Origin of the sequence: Escherichia sp. UTM R2, assembly GCF_048593455.1 — a bacterium.
GTDB lineage: Bacteria > Pseudomonadota > Gammaproteobacteria > Enterobacterales > Enterobacteriaceae > Escherichia > Escherichia coli.
Window position 1 is genome coordinate 1,767,600 of sequence record NZ_JBFWDY010000002.1, and the last position, 18,694, is coordinate 1,786,293.

Here is an 18,694-nt window from a genome sequence, read left to right on the forward strand (position 1 = left end):
CTGACAGGAGTAAACAATGTCAAAGCAACAGATCGGCGTCGTCGGTATGGCAGTGATGGGGCGCAACCTTGCGCTCAACATCGAAAGCCGTGGTTATACCGTCTCTATTTTCAACCGTTCCCGTGAAAAGACGGAAGAAGTAATTGCTGAAAATCCAGGCAAGAAACTGGTTCCTTACTATACGGTGAAAGAGTTTGTTGAATCTCTGGAAACGCCTCGTCGCATCCTGTTAATGGTGAAAGCAGGTGCAGGCACGGATGCTGCTATTGATTCTCTCAAGCCATACCTCGATAAAGGCGACATCATCATTGATGGTGGTAACACCTTCTTCCAGGACACCATTCGTCGTAACCGTGAGCTTTCTGCAGAAGGCTTTAACTTTATCGGTACCGGTGTTTCCGGTGGTGAGGAGGGCGCACTAAAAGGTCCTTCCATTATGCCTGGTGGGCAGAAAGAAGCCTATGAACTGATTGCGCCGATCCTGACCAAAATCGCCGCAGTGGCTGAAGACGGTGAGCCATGCGTTACCTATATTGGTGCCGATGGCGCAGGTCACTATGTGAAGATGGTTCACAACGGTATTGAATACGGCGATATGCAGCTGATTGCTGAAGCCTATTCTCTGCTTAAAGGTGGTCTGAACCTCACCAACGAAGAACTGGCGCAGACCTTTACCGAGTGGAATAACGGTGAACTGAGCAGCTACCTGATCGACATTACCAAAGACATCTTCACTAAAAAAGATGAAGACGGTAACTACCTGGTTGATGTGATCCTGGATGAAGCGGCAAACAAAGGTACGGGCAAATGGACCAGCCAGAGCGCACTGGATCTCGGCGAACCGCTGTCGCTGATTACCGAGTCTGTGTTTGCACGATACATCTCTTCTCTGAAAGATCAGCGCGTTGCTGCGTCTAAAGTTCTCTCTGGCCCACAAGCGCAGCCAGCTGGCAACAAGGCTGAGTTCATCGAAAAAGTTCGCCGTGCACTGTATCTGGGCAAAATCGTTTCTTACGCTCAGGGGTTCTCTCAACTGCGTGCGGCGTCTGAAGAGTACAACTGGGATCTGAACTACGGCGAAATCGCGAAGATTTTCCGTGCTGGCTGCATCATCCGTGCGCAGTTCCTGCAGAAAATCACCGATGCATATGCCGAAAATCCGCAGATCGCTAACCTGCTGCTGGCCCCGTACTTCAAGCAAATCGCCGATGACTACCAGCAGGCGCTGCGCGATGTCGTCGCTTACGCAGTACAGAACGGTATCCCGGTTCCGACCTTCGCCGCTGCGGTTGCCTATTATGACAGCTACCGTGCCGCTGTTCTACCTGCGAACCTGATCCAGGCACAGCGTGACTATTTCGGTGCGCATACTTATAAGCGCATTGATAAAGAAGGTGTGTTCCATACTGAATGGCTGGATTAATCTGATTTAAATCAATTAACCAACACAAGGCCCGGAGAAACCCTCCGGGCTTTTTTATTATACAAAGCGGCAGGTTATGGCCTTTTTTTATAATTTATGATTAAAAAAGCGATATAATACAGAGCTGCACAGCAGGATCGCTGTCTTGACAGTTCAACCGCATCAGCGTTAAAAATCCCGCAGTAGATGAAGTTGTGGTGGTGGACTAATGACCACTCTAAATGTTTAACCGGAAGAAGTCAGAGCTAATGAAAATAACAATTTCAGGAACAGGTTATGTTGGTCTTTCAAATGGTATTCTGATTGCGCAAAACCACGAAGTGGTTGCACTGGATATCGTTCAGGCCAAAGTGGACATGCTTAACAAGAAGCAGTCACCGATTGTTGATAAGGAGATTGAAGAGTATCTGGCGACTAAAGATCTCAATTTCCGCGCTACGACAGATAAGTATGACGCGTATAAAAATGCCGATTACGTTATTATTGCCACACCTACCGATTATGACCCGAAAACAAATTATTTTAATACCTCAAGCGTGGAAGCGGTCATTCGCGATGTGACAGAAATTAATCCTAATGCTGTCATGGTGATTAAATCTACAATTCCGGTAGGTTTCACCAAATCAATTAAAGAACGTCTGGGTATCGATAACCTTATTTTCTCTCCGGAATTCCTCCGCGAAGGTAAAGCCCTTTACGATAATCTCCATCCTTCACGTATTGTCATTGGTGAGCGTTCAGAACGCGCAGAACGTTTTGCTGCGTTGTTACAGGAAGGCGCGATTAAGCAAAATATCCCGACCCTGTTTACCGACTCCACTGAAGCAGAAGCGATAAAACTGTTTGCTAATACCTATCTGGCGATGCGCGTAGCATACTTTAATGAACTGGATAGCTATGCAGAAAGTTTAGGTCTGAATACTCGCCAGATTATCGAAGGCGTTTGTCTCGATCCGCGTATTGGCAACCATTACAACAATCCGTCGTTTGGTTATGGTGGTTATTGTCTGCCGAAAGATACCAAGCAGTTACTGGCGAACTACCAGTCTGTGCCGAATAACCTGATTTCGGCAATTGTCGATGCAAACCGAACGCGTAAAGATTTTATTGCCGATGCCATTTTGTCACGCAAGCCGCAAGTGGTGGGTATTTATCGTCTGATTATGAAGAGCGGTTCAGATAACTTCCGCGCGTCTTCCATTCAGGGGATTATGAAGCGTATCAAGGCGAAAGGCGTTGAAGTGATCATATACGAGCCAGTGATGAAAGAAGACTCATTCTTCAACTCTCGCCTGGAACGTGATCTCGCCACCTTCAAACAACAAGCCGACGTCATTATCTCCAACCGTATGGCAGAAGAGCTTAAGGATGTGGCAGATAAGGTATACACCCGCGATCTCTTTGGCAGCGACTAACATCATGTTATCAGGGCGATTTTCGCCCTGATTCTCTTATGTTCCCTTTGTAATAATTCATTATTTTTATCATTTATCCTATAGCATTCATGGCGATTATCGCTAAACTATGGCGACTTAAAATTATTTCGTCCGTTAGGGTAATGATGAGAGTAGAAAATAATAATGTTTCTGGGCAAAACCATGACCCGGAACAGATTGATTTGATTGATTTACTGGTGCAGTTGTGGCGTGGCAAGATGACAATTATCATCTCTGTCATTGTTGCTATTGCCCTGGCTATAGGGTATCTGGCCGTTGCCAAAGAAAAGTGGACTTCCACAGCTATCGTTACTCAACCTGATGTGGGGCAAATCGCTGGTTATACCAACGCGATGAATGTGATCTACGGATCGGCTGTACCGAAAGTCTCCGACATTCAGGCTTCACTTATCGGACGTTACAGCACTGCATTCTCAGCATTAGCGGAAACGCTGGATAACCAGGAAGAAGCAGAAAAGCTGACCATTGAGCCTACCGTTAAAAATCAGTCATTACCTTTAGCGGTGTCTTATGTTGGTGAAACACCTGAAGGTGCGCAGAAGCAGCTGGCGAAGTATATCCAGCAAGTTGACGATCAGGTAAATGAAGAACTGGAAAAAGACCTGAAAGACAACATCGCGCTGCGTATGAAAAACTTGCAGGATTCTCTGAAAACTCAGGAAGTAGTCGCGCAGGAGCAGAAAGATCTGCGTATCCGTCAGATTCAGGAAGCGTTGCAGTATGCGAATCAGGCGCAGGTGACAAAGCCACAGGTTCAGCAGACTGAAGATGTGACGCAAGATACGTTGTTCCTTTTGGGGAGCGAAGCGCTGGAGTCGATGATTAAGCATGAGGCGACCCGTCCGTTGGTGTTCTCACCAAACTACTATCAGACACGTCAAAACCTGCTGGATATCGAAAGCTTAAAAGTTGATGATCTTGATATTCATGCTTACCGCTATGTAATGAAACCGACGTTACCTATTCGTCGCGATAGTCCGAAAAAGGCAATTACCTTGATTCTGGCAGTGCTGCTGGGTGGCATGGTTGGCGCGGGGATTGTGTTGGGGCGTAATGCTCTGCGTAATTACAACGCGAAGTAATCTTTGCAGCTTTAAAGAAAACGGGCAGGGTGGTGACACCTTGCCCGTTTTTTTTGCCGGATGCGACAACAACATCGCATCCGCTTACCCCGCAACTCACTGATGCCGTTTACGCAGGTTCTCAATTACTGTCGTTAAATCCAGATCCTGATCCTGCAACAGCACCAACAGGTGATACATCAAATCAGATGCCTCGTTGGTCAGCTCAAAGCGGTCATGTACAGTCGCGGCCAGTGCGGTTTCCACGCCTTCTTCGCCCACTTTCTGCGCAATGCGTTTGGTGCCGCTGGCATACAGTTTGGCAGTGTAAGAGGTTTCCGGGTCGGCAAATTTGCGTTCGGCGAGCAGTTGTTCCAGTTGATACAGGAACAGCCACTGGTGAGCGGTGTCGCCGAAGCAGCTGCTGGTGCCTTTGTGGCAGGTCGGGCCGATGGGATTCGCCAGCAACAGTAACGTGTCGTTGTCGCAGTCCGGCGTAATATTTACTACGTTGAGGAAATTGCCCGACGTTTCGCCTTTGGTCCACAGTCGCTGTTTAGTGCGCGAGAAGAAGGTGACTTTGCCGCTTTCGATGGTTTTGTCTAAGGCTTCCGGGTTCATGTAGCCCAGCATTAACACTTCGCCGGATACCGCGTGTTGCACAATCACCGGCATCAGTCCGTCGGTTTTTTCCCAGTCCAGTTTGCGACGTTGTTGTTCTGTTAACATATCCTGATCTCCACGCCCTGTGTTGCCAGGTACGCTTTTAATTCACCAATATTGATAATTTGTTTGTGGAATACAGAAGCTGCCAGCGCGCCGTCAACGTCGGCATCGCGGAAGGCTTCGAGGAAGTGTTCCATGGTGCCCGCGCCACCGGAGGCAATCAGCGGGACGTGGCAAACTTCACGTACTTTTTTCAGCTGCTCGAGGTCGTAACCGTTACGCACGCCGTCCTGATTCATCATGTTGAGGACGATTTCTCCGGCACCGCGTTTTTGCACTTCCTGTACCCAGTCGAGCGTTTCCCACTGAGTGACGCGGGTGCGGCTTTCGTCGCCGGTATATTGATTCACATGATATTTACCGGTTTCAGCGTCGTACCAGGTATCAATACCGACCACAATACACTGCACGCCAAAGCGATCCGCCAGGCGAGTGATTAATGTCGGATCCGCCAGCGCAGGCGAGTTTATGGAAATTTTATCCGCGCCAAAGGAAAGAATTTTCGCGGCATCTTCCAGAGACTTAATCCCACCCGCCACACAAAACGGAATGTCGATCACTTCCGCCACGCGAGATACCCAGCTTTTATCTACCACACGGCCATCGCTGGAAGCGGTGATATCGTAGAACACCAGTTCGTCTGCACCTTCTTCGGCGTAGCGTTTTGCCAGCGGCACGATATCTCCAATGATTTCATGGTTGCGAAACTGTACGCCTTTCACCACCTGACCATCACGAACGTCAAGACACGGAATTATGCGTTTTGCCAGCATGCGATGGCCTCCTTCACGGTGAATTTACCTTCCAGTAATGCCCGACCAACTATTACGCCGCGAACGCCAGTACCACGCAGGGCCGCCACATCATCAATTTCGCCAATACCGCCGGAGGACTGAAATGCCACCTGCGGGTATCTGGCGCACACTTCTTCATATAAAGAGACGTTAGAGCCTGCCAGCGTGCCGTCGCGCGAGATATCGGTACACAGCACATGTTTCAGGCCGACGGGCAGATAGGTTTCCACCAGTTGTTCCAGTGAAACGCCCGAGTTCTCTTGCCAGCCGCTGACCGCCACCTGCTTGTTGCCTTGCTCGTCAATACGGACATCCAGCGCCAGCACTAAGGCATCGGCACCGAAGCGTTCAAACCAGCCTTTCACCATATCTTGTGATTTCACCGCGGTGGAGCCGACCACTACGCGCGCAACGCCCGCTTCCAGTAACGCCGCCACATCTTCTTCGCTACGCACGCCGCCGCCAACCTGCACCGGAACGTTAACGCCCGCGACCAGGGTTTTAATCAGCGGGATTTGACGTTTAGCCGGATCTTTTGCCCCGGTCAGATCCACCAGGTGCAGCACTTCGGCACCCTGCGCGGCGTAATCCTGCAATCGCGGCAGCGGGTCGTTACCGTAATCGCGCTGTTTGCCGTAATCGCCCTGATGGAGACGCACCACAGTGCCGTCGATTAAATCTAATGCCGGAATAATCATCACATCTCCAGGAAGTTTTTCAGCAAATTAGCACCAGCGGCACCAGAACGCTCCGGGTGGAACTGCACGCCGTAGAAGTTATCTTTTTGTACCGCCGCGGTGAACGGTTCGCCGTAATTACACTGGGCGATGGTCCACGGATTGACCGGCATTGCGTAGCTGTGAACAAAGTAAAAGTACGCGCCGTCTTCAATCCCCTGAAACAGGCGGTTGCCTGCCTGCGGGTAAACGCGGTTCCAGCCCATATGTGGCAGTGGCAGACCAAAGTCGGTCATTTTCGGCACGTCTTCGTCGATGATGCCCAGCAAGTCGATGCCGTTGCTCTCTTCGCTGCGCCGCCCCAGAAGTTGCATCCCTAAGCAGATGCCCAGCACCGGTTGGGTACAGGCTTTGATGAGATCAAACAGCTCGCGCTCACGCACCTGATCCATCGCTGCTTGTGCGGTGCCGACGCCGGGTAAAAACAGTTTATCGGCCAGCAACACAACGTCCGGGTCACGGCTGACTTTGGGTTCATAACCGTGGCGCGCAATGGCAGACTTCACCGAGTTCAGGTTGGCGCAGCCAGTATCAAGGATCACCACGTTCATTACAGCACTCCTTTCGACGAGGGCAGGGTGTCGCCTTCCACGCGGATGGCCTGGCGCAGGGTGCGACCAAAGGCTTTAAAGAGACTCTCAACACGGTGGTGATCGTTTTTACCTTTGGTTTTCAGGTGTAGCGTCACGCCCATGGTGTATGAGAGCGAACGGAAGAAGTGCTCGATCATTTCGGTGCTGAGATCGCCCACGCGCTGGTAGGTAAACTCGGCTTTATATTCCAGGTGCGGGCGACCAGAGATATCCAGCGCGCAGCGGGCAAGGCATTCGTCCATCGGCAGTACAAAACCAAAGCGGCAAATACCGCGTTTGTCGCCAAGAGCAATTTTTAATGCTTCGCCCAGCGCCAGGCCGGTATCTTCGACAGTGTGGTGATCGTCGATATAGAGGTCGCCTTTGACGTTGATTTCCATGCGGAAACCGCCGTGGGTGGCGATCTGATCCAGCATATGATCAAAGAAGCCAACGCCGGTGTTAATCTTGCTGCCACCTTCGCGATCCAGCCATACCTGGACGTCAATTTGCGTCTCTTTGGTGTTGCGCACTACATGGGCGTAACGGTCTCGTTTAGTGAGTTGCTCGCCAATCATCGGCCAGTTCAGGATTTCGCGGTCGTAGCGTAAACCATTAATGCCCATGTTTTCCGCCAGTTGAATGTCGGTCGCGCGATCGCCAATCACATAACTGTTAGCGCGATCCATCGCTTGCTCAGCCAGATAACGTTCCACCAGTTTTACTTTCGGCTTACGGCAGTCGCACTCATCGGCGGGCAGGTGCGGACAAATCAGCACTTCATCAAACTGTACGCCTTGCGAGGTGAAGATCTGCATCATCAGGTTGTGCGGGCCATCGAAATCCGCCTGTGGGAAACTTTGTGTTCCCAGACCATCCTGATTAGTGATCATCACCAGCTTGTAGCCCGCTTTTTGCAGCTTCAGCAGTTCCGGGATCACGCCCGGTTCAAAGGCGAGTTTATCAAAACGGTCCACCTGAAAATCACTCGGCGGTTCGCTAATCAGGGTTCCATCGCGATCGATAAAAAGATACTTCTGACTCATCAAACTTGCTCCGCACGTAAGGCGTCAATGACGCGCTGGCTTTCTTCACGGGTTCCGACGGTAATTCGCAGGCAGCCGCTTAAAGAGGGTTGTTTATTCTGATCACGTAAGATAATGCCCTGATCCCACAAAGATTTAAACACTGCACTGGAGGCTTTAAAGCGCGCCAGAATGTAGTTGGTTTCAGAGTCAAAAACCTGCTCCACGCAGGGGATCTCTTTCAGTGCGGCAATCAGGTATTCGCGTTCTGCAATAATTTGTGCTACCCGTTCGCGCATGGCGACGATCCCCTGCGGGCTTAACGCCTGGGCCGCAATGTCGGCAACCGGCGTCGAGAGCGGGTAGGGGGCGATCACTTTCATTAACAGGTTGATGACCTCTTCGTTTGCCAGCGTAAATCCGCAACGAAGCCCCGCCAGAGCAAAAGCTTTCGACAGTGTGCGCAAAATAGCCAGGTGCGGATATTCCGCCAGCCAGCCAGCCAGCGATGCCTGTGGACAAAACTCTATATAGGCTTCATCGGCAACCACAATCGCCTTACCGCGCGTTAACTCCAGCAGGGTGCGAAAATCCTGCGGGTTGATCAGTTGCCCGGTCGGGTTGTTGGGGCTGCAAACATAGACCACTTTTACGCCGTCCAGCTTGTCGGAAATGCCCTGTAAGTCCAGTTGCCAGTTGTCCAGCGTCGGCACTGTGCGGCACTCGACGCCAATCGTTTCGGCGCTGACGCTGTACATGCCGTACGTTGGCGGGCAGTAGAGGATGGCGTCTTTACCCGGTTCGCAAAAAGCGCGAATCAGCAGTTCAATACCTTCGTCCGCGCCACGGCTGACCAGCACCTGCTCCGGTTTTACGCCTGCATATTGCGCGTAATTTTCAATCACCGCTTTCGGCTGGCATTCCGGGTAGCGGTTGAGCGTTTGCTGAGTAAGCTGAAACTCCACGGCAGTGGGGTATTCGTTGGCGTTCAGCCAGACATCGCCGTTACCGCCCAGACGACGCGCTGACTGATACGGCGTCAGGTTGCGGACGTTTTCACGCGCTAAATCGGTAATAGTCACGGTGCTCATGCTTGCTCCTTAAGGGCGTTAACACGCAAAGTAACGGCATTTTTATGGGCGGTCAGGCGCTCGGCGGCGGCCAGTGTTTCTATGGTTGAAGCCAGCGCAGAAAAGCCTTCTTTCGACAGTTCCTGCACGGTCATCCGCTTCTGGAAATCTGCCAGCCCGAGGCTGGAACAGGTGGCGGTGTAACCGTAAGTCGGCAGAACGTGGTTGGTGCCGGAGGCGTAATCACCTGCCGATTCCGGTGACCAGTCACCAAGAAATACCGAACCGGCACTGGTAATGCCATCGACCAGTTCGCGGGCGTTGCGGGTCTGAATGATCAGGTGCTCCGGGCCGTACTGGTTGGAGATCTCTACGCACTGCGCTAAATCGTTGGTCACGATCAGGCGGCTGGCGCTCAGTGCCTGACGGGCGGTTTCGGCACGCGGCAGTTCTGCCAGTTGGCGTTCGACAGCTTCGGCTACGCGACGCGCCATATCAGCATCGGGCGTCAGTAAAATCACCTGAGAGTCCGGGCCGTGTTCAGCCTGGGAAAGCAAATCAGAAGCCACGAAATCCGGCGTAGCGCCGCTGTCAGCAATCACCAGCACTTCCGACGGGCCTGCGGGCATATCGATCGCCGCACCGTCCAGACGCTGGCTCACCTGACGTTTTGCCTCGGTGACAAAGGCGTTTCCTGGCCCGAAGATTTTGTCCACTTTCGGCACAGATTCCGTACCAAACGCCAGCGCGGCAATGGCCTGTGCGCCGCCGACGTTAAACACGTCCTTCACACCGCACAGCTGCGCCGCATAAAGGATCTCATCGGCAATCGGCGGCGGTGAGCACAGCACCACTTTTTTACAGCTCGCAATACGCGCCGGAGTCGCCAGCATTAATACCGTTGAGAAGAGCGGGGCGGAGCCGCCAGGAATATACAACCCAACTGAAGCGACCGGGCGCGTGACCTGCTGGCAACGCACGCCTGGCTGCGTTTCTACATCTACCGGCGGCAGTTTTTGCGCAGTGTGGAAGGTTTCAATATTCTTTACTGCCACCGCCATCGCCTGTTTTAGCTCGTCGCTCAGGCGTTCGCTAGCGGCGGCAATTTCCTCAGCAGACACCTTCAGTGCGGTAACCGTGGTTTTATCAAACTTCGCGCTGTATTCCCGCAGGGCCTCATCGCCGCGTGCTTTCACGTTATCGAGAATATCGTTAACAGTGCGGGTAATGCTTTCAGAAGCGGAGATCGCCGGGCGCATTAACAGCTGGCGTTGTTGCTCCGCAGTACAGCTATTCCAGTCAATGATTGTGTTAAAGCTCATGGCGATCACTCCATCATCTTCTCAATCGGCAGGACCAGAATCGAACTGGCACCCAGCGCTTTCAGTTTTTCCATCGTTTCCCAGAACAGGGTTTCGCTACTGACCATGTGCATCGCTACGCGTTGTTGGTCACCCGCCAGCGGCAGAATGGTTGGGCGTTCGGCACCTGGCAGCAGGGCGATGACTTCATCCAGACGTTCGGTCGGTGCGTGCATCATGATGTATTTTGATTCGCGCGCCTGGATCACACCCTGAATACGGGTCAGCAGTTTGTCGATCAGTTGCTGTTTGGATTCTTCCATTTCGCCATCGCGCTGGATCAGGCAGGCTTTCGAGCGGTAGATAACTTCGACTTCGCGCAGGCCGTTTGCTTCCAGCGTGGCACCGGTGGAAACCAGATCGCAAATCGCATCCGCCAGTCCGGCGCGCGGGGCGACTTCAACAGAACCGTTCAGTAAGCAGGATTTAAAAGAGATGCCTTTCTGGTCGAGATATCGCTTGAGCAGGTGAGGATAAGAGGTGGCGATACGTTTACCGTTTAAGGAGAGCGGGCCGTCCCAGGCTTCATCAACCGGCGTTGCCAGCGAAAGGCGACAACCGCCGAAATCCAGACGACGCAGGGTAAAGTAGCGTGGATCCTCACCCTGGGCGCGGCGGTTAAGCAGCTCTTCTTCCAGCACGTTTTCGCCGATAATCCCAAGGTCTACTACGCCATCCATTACCAGACCGGGAATGTCGTCGTCACGTACGCGTAGAATATCAATCGGCATGTTTTCTGCCATCGCGATCAGGCGCTGGGTGTGAAGATTGATTTTAATACCACAGCGCGCCAGTAATTCGCGTGAGTCATCACTTAAACGGCCGGATTTCTGCATAGCTATGCGTAAACGAGAGTTGTCTGTCATTTTGTTATTCCTCTTTAAACCTGTCTGAACCGTTATCAACCGCGCAATAAAAAAGCCCCCGGAAGGTGATCTTCCGGGGGCTTTCTCATGCGTTCATGCACCACTGGAAGATCTGAATGTCTTCCAGCACACATCGCCTGAAAGACTAGTCAGGATGATGGTGATGATGGTGGTGTTTAAATTGAACGCGTGTCATAAAAGTCTCTGTGAATGTTTATTCAACTGATGTCTTTTAACCTAAACCACTTTCACGTTAGAAAGCAAGGGCTTTTTTATATATTTTATGGCGATGGATTTGTTTAATGAATGAGCGGGGAAAGGAGGGGGCTAAGAGGACTGTCCTCTAAGCTGACGGCACCAAAAATAGCGAAGCCTGGATTTTCGTCTCACTGACAATACCTTGATCTACAAACTAATTAATAAATAGTTAATTAACGCCCATCATTGTACAATGAACTGTACAAAAGAGGAGATTGACATGCGTACAATTAGCTACAGCGAAGCGCGTCAGAATTTGTCGGCAACAATGATGAAAGCCGTTGAAGATCATGCCCCGATCCTTATTACTCGTCAGAATGGAGAGGCTTGTGTTCTGATGTCACTCGAAGAATACAACTCGCTGGAAGAGACGGCTTATCTACTGCGTTCCCCCGCTAACGCCCGGAGATTGATGGACTCAATCGATAGCCTGAAATCAGGCAAAGGAACAGAAAAGGACATTATTGAGTGAAACTAATCTGGTCTGAGGAATCATGGGATGATTATCTGTACTGGCAGGAAACAGATAAGCGAATTGTTAAAAAGATCAATGAACTTATCAAAGATACCCGCAGAACGCCATTTGAAGGTAAGGGGAAGCCAGAACCCCTGAAACATAATTTGTCAGGTTTCTGGTCCCGACGCATTACAGAGGAGCACCGTCTGGTATACGCGGTTACCGACGATTCACTGCTCATTGCAGCATGTCGTTATCATTATTGAACAGATTCATTCATAGAATGAATTGTCAGTTTTGATACGCTAGCGTAGCCTTATAGATCTAAGGTGTATCAGGAGATAACGGATGAAAAAGGTCGCAATTGTCGGGTTAGGGTGGTTAGGCATGCCGCTGGCGATGTCACTTTCAGCGCGAGGCTGGCAAGTCACCGGGAGTAAAACCACACAAGATGGTGTCGAAGCGGCCCGAATGAGTGGCATTGATAGCTATCTGCTTCGCATGGAGCCTGAGTTAGTTTGCGATTCTGACGATCTGGATGCCCTGATGGATGTCGATGCGCTGGTCATTACGCTTCCGGCACGTCGTAGCGGCCCCGGCGATGAGTTCTATTTACAAGCGGTACAAGAGTTAGTGGATAGCGCGCTGGCCCATCGTATTCCCCGCATTATTTTTACCAGCTCAACATCTGTCTATGGCGACGCGCAAGGCACGGTGAAAGAAACTACCCCGCGTAATCCGGTAACCAACAGTGGACGAGTATTAGAAGAACTCGAAGACTGGCTGCACAATTTACCCGGTACTTCGGTCGATATTCTGCGTCTTGCGGGGCTGGTCGGACCGGGACGTCATCCCGGACGCTTCTTTGCCGGAAAAACCGCGCCTGATGGTGAACATGGTGTTAATTTAGTCCATTTAGAAGATGTTATTGGCGCTATCACTCTGTTGTTACAGGCACCTAAAGGCGGACACATCTATAATATATGTGCGCCAGCTCACCCTGCGCGTAATGTTTTCTATCCGCAGATGGCCCGTTTACTGGGGCTGGAGCCTCCGCAGTTCAGAAATAGTCTGGACAGCGGCAAAGGTAAGATTATTGATGGCAGTCGGATTTGTAATGAACTGGGATTTGAATACCAGTATCCCGATCCGCTGGTAATGCCGCTGGAGTAAACGATCACGCCAGCAGGACGCCGCATGCACTGCAAGGGGGCGTGTATGAAACCACTGCTGGATGTGTTGATGATCCTCGATGCCTTAGAAAAAGAAGGCAGTTTTGCGGCGGCGTCGGCCAAACTCTATAAGACGCCGTCCGCTCTGAGTTACACCGTTCACAAGCTGGAAAGCGACCTTAATATTCAATTGCTTGATCGTAGCGGTCACCGCGCTAAATTCACCCGTACCGGAAAAATGTTATTAGAGAAAGGGCGGGAAGTTCTGCATACCGTGCGAGAACTGGAAAAGCAGGCGATCAAACTGCATGAAGGCTGGGAAAACGAGCTGGTGATTGGCGTGGACGACACGTTTCCTTTTTCTCTGCTTGCGCCACTGATTGAAGCTTTTTATCAACATCATAGCGTGACGCGCCTGAAGTTTATCAATGGCGTACTCGGTGGTTCCTGGGATGCCCTGACTCAGGGGCGAGCGGATATTATTGTTGGCGCGATGCATGAGCCACCATCTTCCAGTGAGTTTGGTTTTTCACGGTTGGGCGATCTGGAACAAGTCTTTGCGGTCGCGCCTCATCATCCGTTAGCCCTGGAAGAAGAGCCGTTAAATCGTCGTATTATTAAGCGATATCGGGCGATTGTGGTGGGGGATACTGCGCAGGCAGGCGCTTCTACGGCCTCACAACTTCTCGACGAACAAGAAGCCATTACCGTTTTCGATTTTAAAACCAAGCTGGAGCTGCAAATTAGCGGCCTCGGCTGCGGCTATTTACCCCGTTATCTGGCGCAACGTTTTCTCGATAGTGGCGCGTTAATCGAGAAGAAAGTGGTCGCCCAAACTCTCTTTGAACCCGTCTGGATTGGCTGGAATGAACAGACCGCAGGGCTTGCCAGCGGCTGGTGGCGGGATGAAATTTTAGCAAATAGTGCGATCGCCGGTGTTTATGCAAAATCTGATGACGGAAAATCAGCCATTTAAAGAAAAATTATTATGACAAGCCTCTCATTCTCTTGTCATTTCCCCCCCATTTAGGCACAATGCGCCGCTGTCAAAAAATGACTAAAAACCGACGTTTCATCAGCGTCGGTTATTTTTTGCTTCAAACCAATCATTCATACCAAGAGGCCGGGCTTCGTACCGGATAGATATTTACTAAAAATCGACAGTTGTTGTCGCTGAGGAATCCAAAAAAATGGGGCAATTTTTTGCTTACGCGACGGTTATCACCGTAAAGGAGAATGACCATGTCGCATAACGTTACTCCAAACACCTCTCGCGTGGAATTGCGTAAAACGCTTACGTTAGTTCCGGTTGTAATGATGGGTCTTGCCTATATGCAGCCGATGACGCTGTTTGATACATTTGGTATCGTTTCAGGCCTCACGGATGGTCATGTGCCGACAGCCTATGCGTTCGCATTGATTGCGATCCTGTTTACGGCTCTGAGCTACGGGAAGCTGGTTCGCCGCTATCCTTCTGCTGGCTCTGCATACACTTACGCCCAGAAATCCATTAGCCCAACTGTCGGCTTTATGGTGGGTTGGTCTTCTCTGCTCGACTATCTGTTCGCGCCGATGATCAACATTCTGCTGGCGAAAATTTATTTTGAAGCTCTGGTGCCTTCCATCCCATCGTGGATGTTTGTGGTGGCGCTGGTGGCCTTTATGACCGCTTTTAACCTGCGTAGTCTGAAATCCGTAGCGAACTTCAACACTGTAATCGTCGTGTTGCAGGTAGTGCTGATCGCGGTGATTCTGGGCATGGTTGTTTATGGCGTATTTGAAGGTGAAGGCGCTGGTACGCTGGCGAGCACTCGTCCGTTCTGGTCTGGCGATGCGCATGTTATCCCGATGATTACCGGGGCGACAATCCTGTGCTTCTCCTTTACCGGCTTTGACGGCATCAGCAACCTGTCGGAAGAAACCAAAGATGCAGAGCGCGTGATCCCGCGTGCGATTTTCCTGACCGCGCTGATTGGCGGCATGATCTTCATCTTTGCAACTTACTTCCTGCAGCTGTACTTCCCGGATATCTCTCGCTTTAAAGATCCGGATGCGTCACAGCCTGAAATCATGCTGTACGTTGCGGGTAAAGCGTTCCAGGTTGGCGCGCTGATCTTCTCCACCATTACCGTACTGGCGTCCGGTATGGCGGCGCATGCAGGCGTAGCGCGTCTGATGTACGTAATGGGTCGTGACGGCGTATTCCCGAAAAGCTTCTTCGGTTATGTACACCCGAAATGGCGTACTCCGGCGATGAACATCATCCTGGTTGGCGCGATTGCCCTGCTGGCAATCAACTTCGACCTGGTAATGGCTACAGCGCTGATTAACTTTGGTGCGTTGGTGGCGTTCACCTTCGTTAACCTGTCGGTCATCTCGCAGTTCTGGATCCGTGAGAAGCGTAATAAGACGCTGAAAGATCACTTCCAGTATCTGTTCCTGCCGATGTGTGGTGCGCTGACCGTTGGTGCGCTGTGGGTTAACCTGGAAGAAAGCTCAATGGTTCTGGGTCTGATCTGGGCGGCTATCGGTCTGATTTACCTGGCTTGCGTCACCAAGAGTTTCCGTAACCCGGTTCCGCAGTACGAAGACGTAGCGTAATCATCTTTTGTAATAATAAACCGGAGTCGAATGAATATTTGGCTCCGGTTTTTTTATTCTTTTTTATCGACATCCTCATTAATAACCATTTGTTCTAATTTAGAGAATTTGGTTATTGGTCTGCATTCCACCAGTCATGAATAATTTCCCTATTAACATTCATCTGGTTAATTAATTTATGTTTTCAATGATATTAAGCGGGCTAATTTGTGGTGCTCTGCTGGGATTTGTCATGCAGCGTGGGCGTTTTTGCCTGACAGGTGGTTTTCGCGATATGTATATCGTGAAAAATAATCGCATGTTTTACGCCTTGCTGATTGCAATTTCGGTACAAAGCGTGGGGGTTTTTGCGTTAATTCAGGCGGGCCTACTGACTTACGAAGCCGGGGCGTTCCCGTGGCTTGGTACTGTTATAGGTGGGTATATCTTCGGGCTGGGAATTGTTCTGGCGGGTGGATGTGCCACCGGGACCTGGTATCGCGCGGGTGAGGGATTGATCGGCAGTTGGATCGCGCTTTTCACTTATATGGTGATGAGTGCGGTGATGCGTTCTCCACACGCCAGTGGTTTAAATCAAACCTTGCAGCACTACAGTACTGAACATAACTCTATTGCTGATACTTTTAATTTGTCTGTGTGGCCGTTGGTTGCCGTTTTGCTGGTGATAACGCTCTGGGTGGTGATGAAAGAGTTGAAGAAGCCAAAACTCAAAGTCGCGACCTTACCGCCGCGCCGAACCGGGATCGCTCATATTCTGTTTGAAAAACGCTGGCATCCCTTTGTCACTGCTGTACTCATCGGTTTGATTGCGCTTTTAGCCTGGCCCCTGAGTGAAGCAACCGGACGCATGTTTGGGTTAGGAATCACTTCCCCAACGGCCAATATTCTGCAATTTCTGGTCGCGGGTGACGTGAAATACATTAACTGGGGCGTTTTCCTGGTGTTAGGGATCTTCGTGGGGTCATTTATTGCTGCCAAAGCGAGCCGTGAGTTCCGCGTTCGCGCAGCTGATGCACAAACAACATTACGTAGCGGGTTAGGTGGTGTACTGATGGGCTTCAGTGCCAGTATTGCAGGTGGTTGCTCTATCGGTAATGGACTGGTTATGACTGCAATGATGACCTGGCAGGGCTGGGTTGGCCTTGTATTTATGATTCTCGGAGTCTGGACTGCGTCCTGGATTGTGTATGTTCGACCGCAGCGTAAGGCGCGACTGGCAACTGCTGCGGCAAATTAAGTAAGGTGTAAAGATGGCGATTAAAAAGCTGGATGTGGTGACGCAGGTCTGTCCGTTTCCACTCATAGAAGCAAAAGCAGCACTGGCAGAAATGGCCAGCGGCGATGAGTTGGTAATTGAGTTTGATTGCACCCAGGCAACTGAAGCAATCCCACAGTGGGCGGCAGAAGAAGGACATGCCATCACCGATTATCAGCAGATTGGCGATGCAGCGTGGAGCATCACCGTTCAAAAAGCCTGACTCAACATTGTCCTCCGCCGTACCAGCGGCGGAGGCTTCAAATTAGACAATCTCTTCCGCGTACTGCCAAAGTGCTTTTAACAGCGCCACTTTCTCTTTGTCATCGGCATATTGTTGTACCAGCATCTGCAATTCATCAGCATAACCCTGCAAAAACTCTGGCGTGAAGACCTGGCGGCGGTGCTCCAGCCAGCGTTGCTGCTCGGCATAATCCAGCGTCCCCGGGAAGTTGCGTGCCCGATAATTGAACAACAGTTTTTCAATTCGTTTATCAACAAAAGTGATATCCAGTGCCGGTAAATTACGCGGCTCGGTTTCCAGCACAATTTTCATTGCTGCACGATCTGCGTCACTGAAAAAGCCGTTATAAAGCTGTGCATCCACGTTATCTGAAGGCGTAAACGGTTCGGCTTCCGCGAATATCGCCACCACTTTTTCACGCACTTGCGGATTTTCACGCAGAATTTTCAGGTTATCGAGGCAATGCTGACGATTAATTCCCAGTCGGTCGGCATCTTCCGGGCGTAGCGTATTCGCCTGGGCCAGCACCGGACATTTATTGATATGCACCAGCTTAACCGGAACGGCGGCGTTATCGCCAAGATCGGCTTTTGCAGTATATAAACGCTCGCGCAATGTGTCGCTATCCAGTTCCAGTAATGGCGAAATGTCTCCTGCCAAATCCACCATAATTACGGCATTGCGATTTTCTGGATGCCACGCCAGCGGTGCCACCCAGCTGGTATTGCCGCGCCATGCTCCAAACATTCCGGAAACGTGAACCAGGGGTTTCATCTGCGGAACATCAATCAACGCCATCAGTTTGTGTTTATTACGATGGGTAAAGAGATAATCAAACAGACGTGGCTGACGCGTTTTTACCAGTTTCGCCATCGCAATAGTGGCGTACACATCAGCCATCGCATCGTGGGCGTTGCTATGTTCAATTCCATTCGCTTTGGTTAAATGCTCAAGGCGAAAGCTCGGTAGACCGTCATCATTTTCAGGCCAGTTTATTCCTTCCGGGCGCAGGGCATAACAGGCACGCATAACATCCAGCAAATCCCAGCGCGAGTTATCATGCTGCCAGCTCCAGGCGTAAGGATCGTAGAAATTACGATAAAAAACGTTGCGTGTGACTTCGTCGTCGAAACGCACATTGTTGTAGCCCAGAATACAGGTCTTCGGTACGGTAAAAAGTGAGTGAATACGGGCGGCAAACGCGGCTTCGTTTTCTCCTTTCGCCCGTGCTTCCTGCGGGGTAATACCGGTAATTAATACTGCTCCAGGCTGGGGTAAATAGTCATCCGCGGGCTTGCAGTAAAAGACTTCGGGTTCGCCGATGACATTGAATTCGCTATCGGTGCGAATGGCTGCGAACTGTGCAGGGCGATCTAACGCGGGGTGCGTGCCAAAGGTTTCGTAATCGTGAAACAAAAAGGTAGATTGTTGCTTACCGTCATTCATCATTAGGTTAAATCCGTTATTTCTGCTGTCTGCCAGAGTATCAAATATCACCGTGCTAATCAGCTTTAGCGCAACAATTTGACAGCGAGTGGCAACAGATCATGTCAGATAAAAATGCGAGGGTAGTCACATTTTCTTGCACTTTATTCCAGCCAATTCATAAGTATTT

At 50.8% G+C, this 18,694-nt stretch carries 21 protein-coding genes and 1 other annotated feature; of the genes, 11 read left to right on the forward strand and 10 right to left on the reverse strand.

Going from position 1 to position 18,694, the window contains the following annotated elements; genetic code table 11:
- Positions 1–16: 16 nt before the first annotated feature.
- The 3 genes from gndA (at position 17) to wzzB (ending at position 3,962) form a co-directional block, all read left to right on the forward strand.
- Positions 17–1,423 (forward strand): NADP-dependent phosphogluconate dehydrogenase, encoded by a 1,407-nt coding sequence (gene gndA, locus AB4H76_RS09265; protein ID WP_088537862.1) that lies wholly within the window; start codon positions 17–19, stop codon positions 1,421–1,423.
- Between the two features lie 248 nt (positions 1,424–1,671).
- Positions 1,672–2,838 carry a UDP-glucose 6-dehydrogenase gene (gene ugd, locus AB4H76_RS09270; RefSeq protein ID WP_000704798.1) on the forward strand — a complete coding sequence of 389 codons (1,167 nt, stop codon included), beginning with the start codon at positions 1,672–1,674 and terminating at the stop codon, positions 2,836–2,838.
- Positions 2,839–2,984: 146 nt separating this feature from the next.
- Complete coding sequence (gene wzzB, locus AB4H76_RS09275) at positions 2,985–3,962, forward strand: LPS O-antigen chain length determinant protein WzzB (RefSeq protein WP_001358505.1); 978 nt, start codon at positions 2,985–2,987, stop codon at positions 3,960–3,962.
- A gap of 96 nt (positions 3,963–4,058) precedes the next feature.
- Here wzzB and hisIE read toward each other — a convergent pair whose 3' ends face one another.
- The 9 genes from hisIE to hisL all read right to left on the reverse strand — a co-directional run bounded on the left by hisIE (position 4,059) and on the right by hisL (position 11,288).
- A complete protein-coding gene (gene hisIE / locus AB4H76_RS09280; protein ID WP_088537864.1) occupies positions 4,059–4,670 on the reverse strand; it encodes a bifunctional phosphoribosyl-AMP cyclohydrolase/phosphoribosyl-ATP diphosphatase HisIE in 612 nt (203 codons plus the stop codon).
- Positions 4,664–5,440, reverse strand: coding sequence for an imidazole glycerol phosphate synthase subunit HisF (hisF, locus tag AB4H76_RS09285; protein ID WP_000880182.1), 777 nt, complete (start codon positions 5,438–5,440; stop codon positions 4,664–4,666). The genes hisIE and hisF overlap by 7 nt, the downstream gene beginning before the upstream one ends.
- Entirely contained in the window at positions 5,422–6,159 is a 738-nt protein-coding gene (gene hisA, locus AB4H76_RS09290; RefSeq protein ID WP_088537865.1) for a 1-(5-phosphoribosyl)-5-[(5-phosphoribosylamino)methylideneamino]imidazole-4-carboxamide isomerase, read from the reverse strand. The genes hisF and hisA overlap by 19 nt, the downstream gene beginning before the upstream one ends.
- On the reverse strand, positions 6,159–6,749 hold the full coding sequence (hisH, locus tag AB4H76_RS09295) for an imidazole glycerol phosphate synthase subunit HisH (protein WP_032265790.1): 591 nt from the start codon (positions 6,747–6,749) through the stop codon (positions 6,159–6,161). Before hisH ends, hisA begins: the two co-directional genes overlap by 1 nt.
- Positions 6,749–7,816 (reverse strand): bifunctional histidinol-phosphatase/imidazoleglycerol-phosphate dehydratase HisB, encoded by a 1,068-nt coding sequence (gene hisB, locus AB4H76_RS09300; protein WP_000080085.1) that lies wholly within the window; start codon positions 7,814–7,816, stop codon positions 6,749–6,751. Before hisB ends, hisH begins: the two co-directional genes overlap by 1 nt.
- Entirely contained in the window at positions 7,816–8,886 is a 1,071-nt protein-coding gene (gene hisC, locus AB4H76_RS09305) for a histidinol-phosphate transaminase (protein ID WP_000108941.1), read from the reverse strand. Before hisC ends, hisB begins: the two co-directional genes overlap by 1 nt.
- Complete coding sequence (hisD, locus tag AB4H76_RS09310; protein WP_004991367.1) at positions 8,883–10,187, reverse strand: histidinol dehydrogenase; 1,305 nt, start codon at positions 10,185–10,187, stop codon at positions 8,883–8,885. Before hisD ends, hisC begins: the two co-directional genes overlap by 4 nt.
- A 5-nt stretch (positions 10,188–10,192) precedes the next feature.
- Positions 10,193–11,092 (reverse strand): ATP phosphoribosyltransferase, encoded by a 900-nt coding sequence (gene hisG / locus AB4H76_RS09315; protein WP_000131756.1) that lies wholly within the window; start codon positions 11,090–11,092, stop codon positions 10,193–10,195.
- 46 nt (positions 11,093–11,138) lie between these two features.
- Positions 11,139–11,262 (reverse strand) — a sequence feature (His leader region).
- Entirely contained in the window at positions 11,238–11,288 is a 51-nt protein-coding gene (hisL, locus tag AB4H76_RS09320) for a his operon leader peptide (protein WP_001364200.1), read from the reverse strand. Its footprint overlaps the feature before it by 25 nt.
- A 282-nt stretch (positions 11,289–11,570) precedes the next feature.
- Here hisL and yefM point away from each other — a divergent pair, with 282 nt between their 5' ends.
- From yefM to tsuB, 8 genes are all read left to right on the forward strand, one after another.
- Positions 11,571–11,822: a YoeB-YefM toxin-antitoxin system antitoxin YefM gene (gene yefM, locus AB4H76_RS09325; RefSeq protein WP_001259255.1), complete on the forward strand. Its 252-nt coding sequence runs from the start codon at positions 11,571–11,573 to the stop codon at positions 11,820–11,822.
- On the forward strand, positions 11,819–12,073 hold the full coding sequence (yoeB, locus tag AB4H76_RS09330) for a type II toxin-antitoxin system mRNA interferase toxin YoeB (RefSeq protein WP_000767829.1): 255 nt from the start codon (positions 11,819–11,821) through the stop codon (positions 12,071–12,073). Before yefM ends, yoeB begins: the two co-directional genes overlap by 4 nt.
- An 82-nt stretch (positions 12,074–12,155) precedes the next feature.
- Positions 12,156–12,980: an SDR family oxidoreductase gene (locus AB4H76_RS09335; protein ID WP_000754758.1), complete on the forward strand. Its 825-nt coding sequence runs from the start codon at positions 12,156–12,158 to the stop codon at positions 12,978–12,980.
- Positions 12,981–13,025: 45 nt separating this feature from the next.
- The gene (locus tag AB4H76_RS09340; protein WP_000803351.1) at positions 13,026–13,955 is read left to right on the forward strand and encodes a LysR substrate-binding domain-containing protein; all 930 of its coding nucleotides are present in this window, start codon (positions 13,026–13,028) and stop codon (positions 13,953–13,955) included.
- A gap of 214 nt (positions 13,956–14,169) precedes the next feature.
- Positions 14,170–14,232: a membrane protein YoeI gene (yoeI, locus tag AB4H76_RS09345; protein WP_010723108.1), complete on the forward strand. Its 63-nt coding sequence runs from the start codon at positions 14,170–14,172 to the stop codon at positions 14,230–14,232.
- Positions 14,222–15,580 (forward strand): putrescine/proton symporter PlaP, encoded by a 1,359-nt coding sequence (gene plaP, locus AB4H76_RS09350; RefSeq protein ID WP_000019197.1) that lies wholly within the window; start codon positions 14,222–14,224, stop codon positions 15,578–15,580. Before yoeI ends, plaP begins: the two co-directional genes overlap by 11 nt.
- Positions 15,581–15,758: 178 nt before the next feature.
- Complete coding sequence (gene tsuA / locus AB4H76_RS09355) at positions 15,759–16,817, forward strand: thiosulfate utilization transporter TsuA/YeeE (RefSeq protein ID WP_088537866.1); 1,059 nt, start codon at positions 15,759–15,761, stop codon at positions 16,815–16,817.
- Positions 16,818–16,830: 13 nt separating this feature from the next.
- Positions 16,831–17,058, forward strand: coding sequence for a thiosulfate utilization sulfurtransferase TsuB/YeeD (gene tsuB, locus AB4H76_RS09360; protein ID WP_000985273.1), 228 nt, complete (start codon positions 16,831–16,833; stop codon positions 17,056–17,058).
- 42 nt (positions 17,059–17,100) lie between these two features.
- Here the strand turns inward: tsuB and sbcB are convergent, their stop codons facing one another.
- Positions 17,101–18,528 (reverse strand): exodeoxyribonuclease I, encoded by a 1,428-nt coding sequence (sbcB, locus tag AB4H76_RS09365; RefSeq protein WP_072165052.1) that lies wholly within the window; start codon positions 18,526–18,528, stop codon positions 17,101–17,103.
- Positions 18,529–18,694: the final 166 nt, after the last annotated feature.

Bases quoted from the DNA above. Each gene is read 5' to 3' on its own strand.
- hisC (WP_000108941.1), bottom strand. From the start codon at position 8,886: ATGAGCACCGTGACTATTACCGATTTAGCGCGTGAAAACGTCCGCAAC.
- tsuA (WP_088537866.1), top strand. From the start codon at position 15,759: ATGTTTTCAATGATATTAAGCGGGCTAATTTGTGGTGCTCTGCTGGGA.
- gndA (WP_088537862.1), top strand. From the start codon at position 17: ATGTCAAAGCAACAGATCGGCGTCGTCGGTATGGCAGTGATGGGGCGC.
- hisF (WP_000880182.1), bottom strand. From the start codon at position 5,440: ATGCTGGCAAAACGCATAATTCCGTGTCTTGACGTTCGTGATGGTCAG.
- hisIE (WP_088537864.1), bottom strand. From the start codon at position 4,670: ATGTTAACAGAACAACAACGTCGCAAACTGGACTGGGAAAAAACCGAC.
- plaP (WP_000019197.1), top strand. From the start codon at position 14,222: ATGTCGCATAACGTTACTCCAAACACCTCTCGCGTGGAATTGCGTAAA.
- hisH (WP_032265790.1), bottom strand. From the start codon at position 6,749: ATGAACGTGGTGATCCTTGATACTGGCTGCGCCAACCTGAACTCGGTG.
- AB4H76_RS09335 (WP_000754758.1), top strand. From the start codon at position 12,156: ATGAAAAAGGTCGCAATTGTCGGGTTAGGGTGGTTAGGCATGCCGCTG.
- hisA (WP_088537865.1), bottom strand. From the start codon at position 6,159: ATGATTATTCCGGCATTAGATTTAATCGACGGCACTGTGGTGCGTCTC.
- hisB (WP_000080085.1), bottom strand. From the start codon at position 7,816: ATGAGTCAGAAGTATCTTTTTATCGATCGCGATGGAACCCTGATTAGC.
- ugd (WP_000704798.1), top strand. From the start codon at position 1,672: ATGAAAATAACAATTTCAGGAACAGGTTATGTTGGTCTTTCAAATGGT.
- sbcB (WP_072165052.1), bottom strand. From the start codon at position 18,528: ATGATGAATGACGGTAAGCAACAATCTACCTTTTTGTTTCACGATTAC.
- wzzB (WP_001358505.1), top strand. From the start codon at position 2,985: ATGAGAGTAGAAAATAATAATGTTTCTGGGCAAAACCATGACCCGGAA.
- hisG (WP_000131756.1), bottom strand. From the start codon at position 11,092: ATGACAGACAACTCTCGTTTACGCATAGCTATGCAGAAATCCGGCCGT.
- hisD (WP_004991367.1), bottom strand. From the start codon at position 10,187: ATGAGCTTTAACACAATCATTGACTGGAATAGCTGTACTGCGGAGCAA.
- yefM (WP_001259255.1), top strand. From the start codon at position 11,571: ATGCGTACAATTAGCTACAGCGAAGCGCGTCAGAATTTGTCGGCAACA.
- tsuB (WP_000985273.1), top strand. From the start codon at position 16,831: ATGGCGATTAAAAAGCTGGATGTGGTGACGCAGGTCTGTCCGTTTCCA.
- AB4H76_RS09340 (WP_000803351.1), top strand. From the start codon at position 13,026: ATGAAACCACTGCTGGATGTGTTGATGATCCTCGATGCCTTAGAAAAA.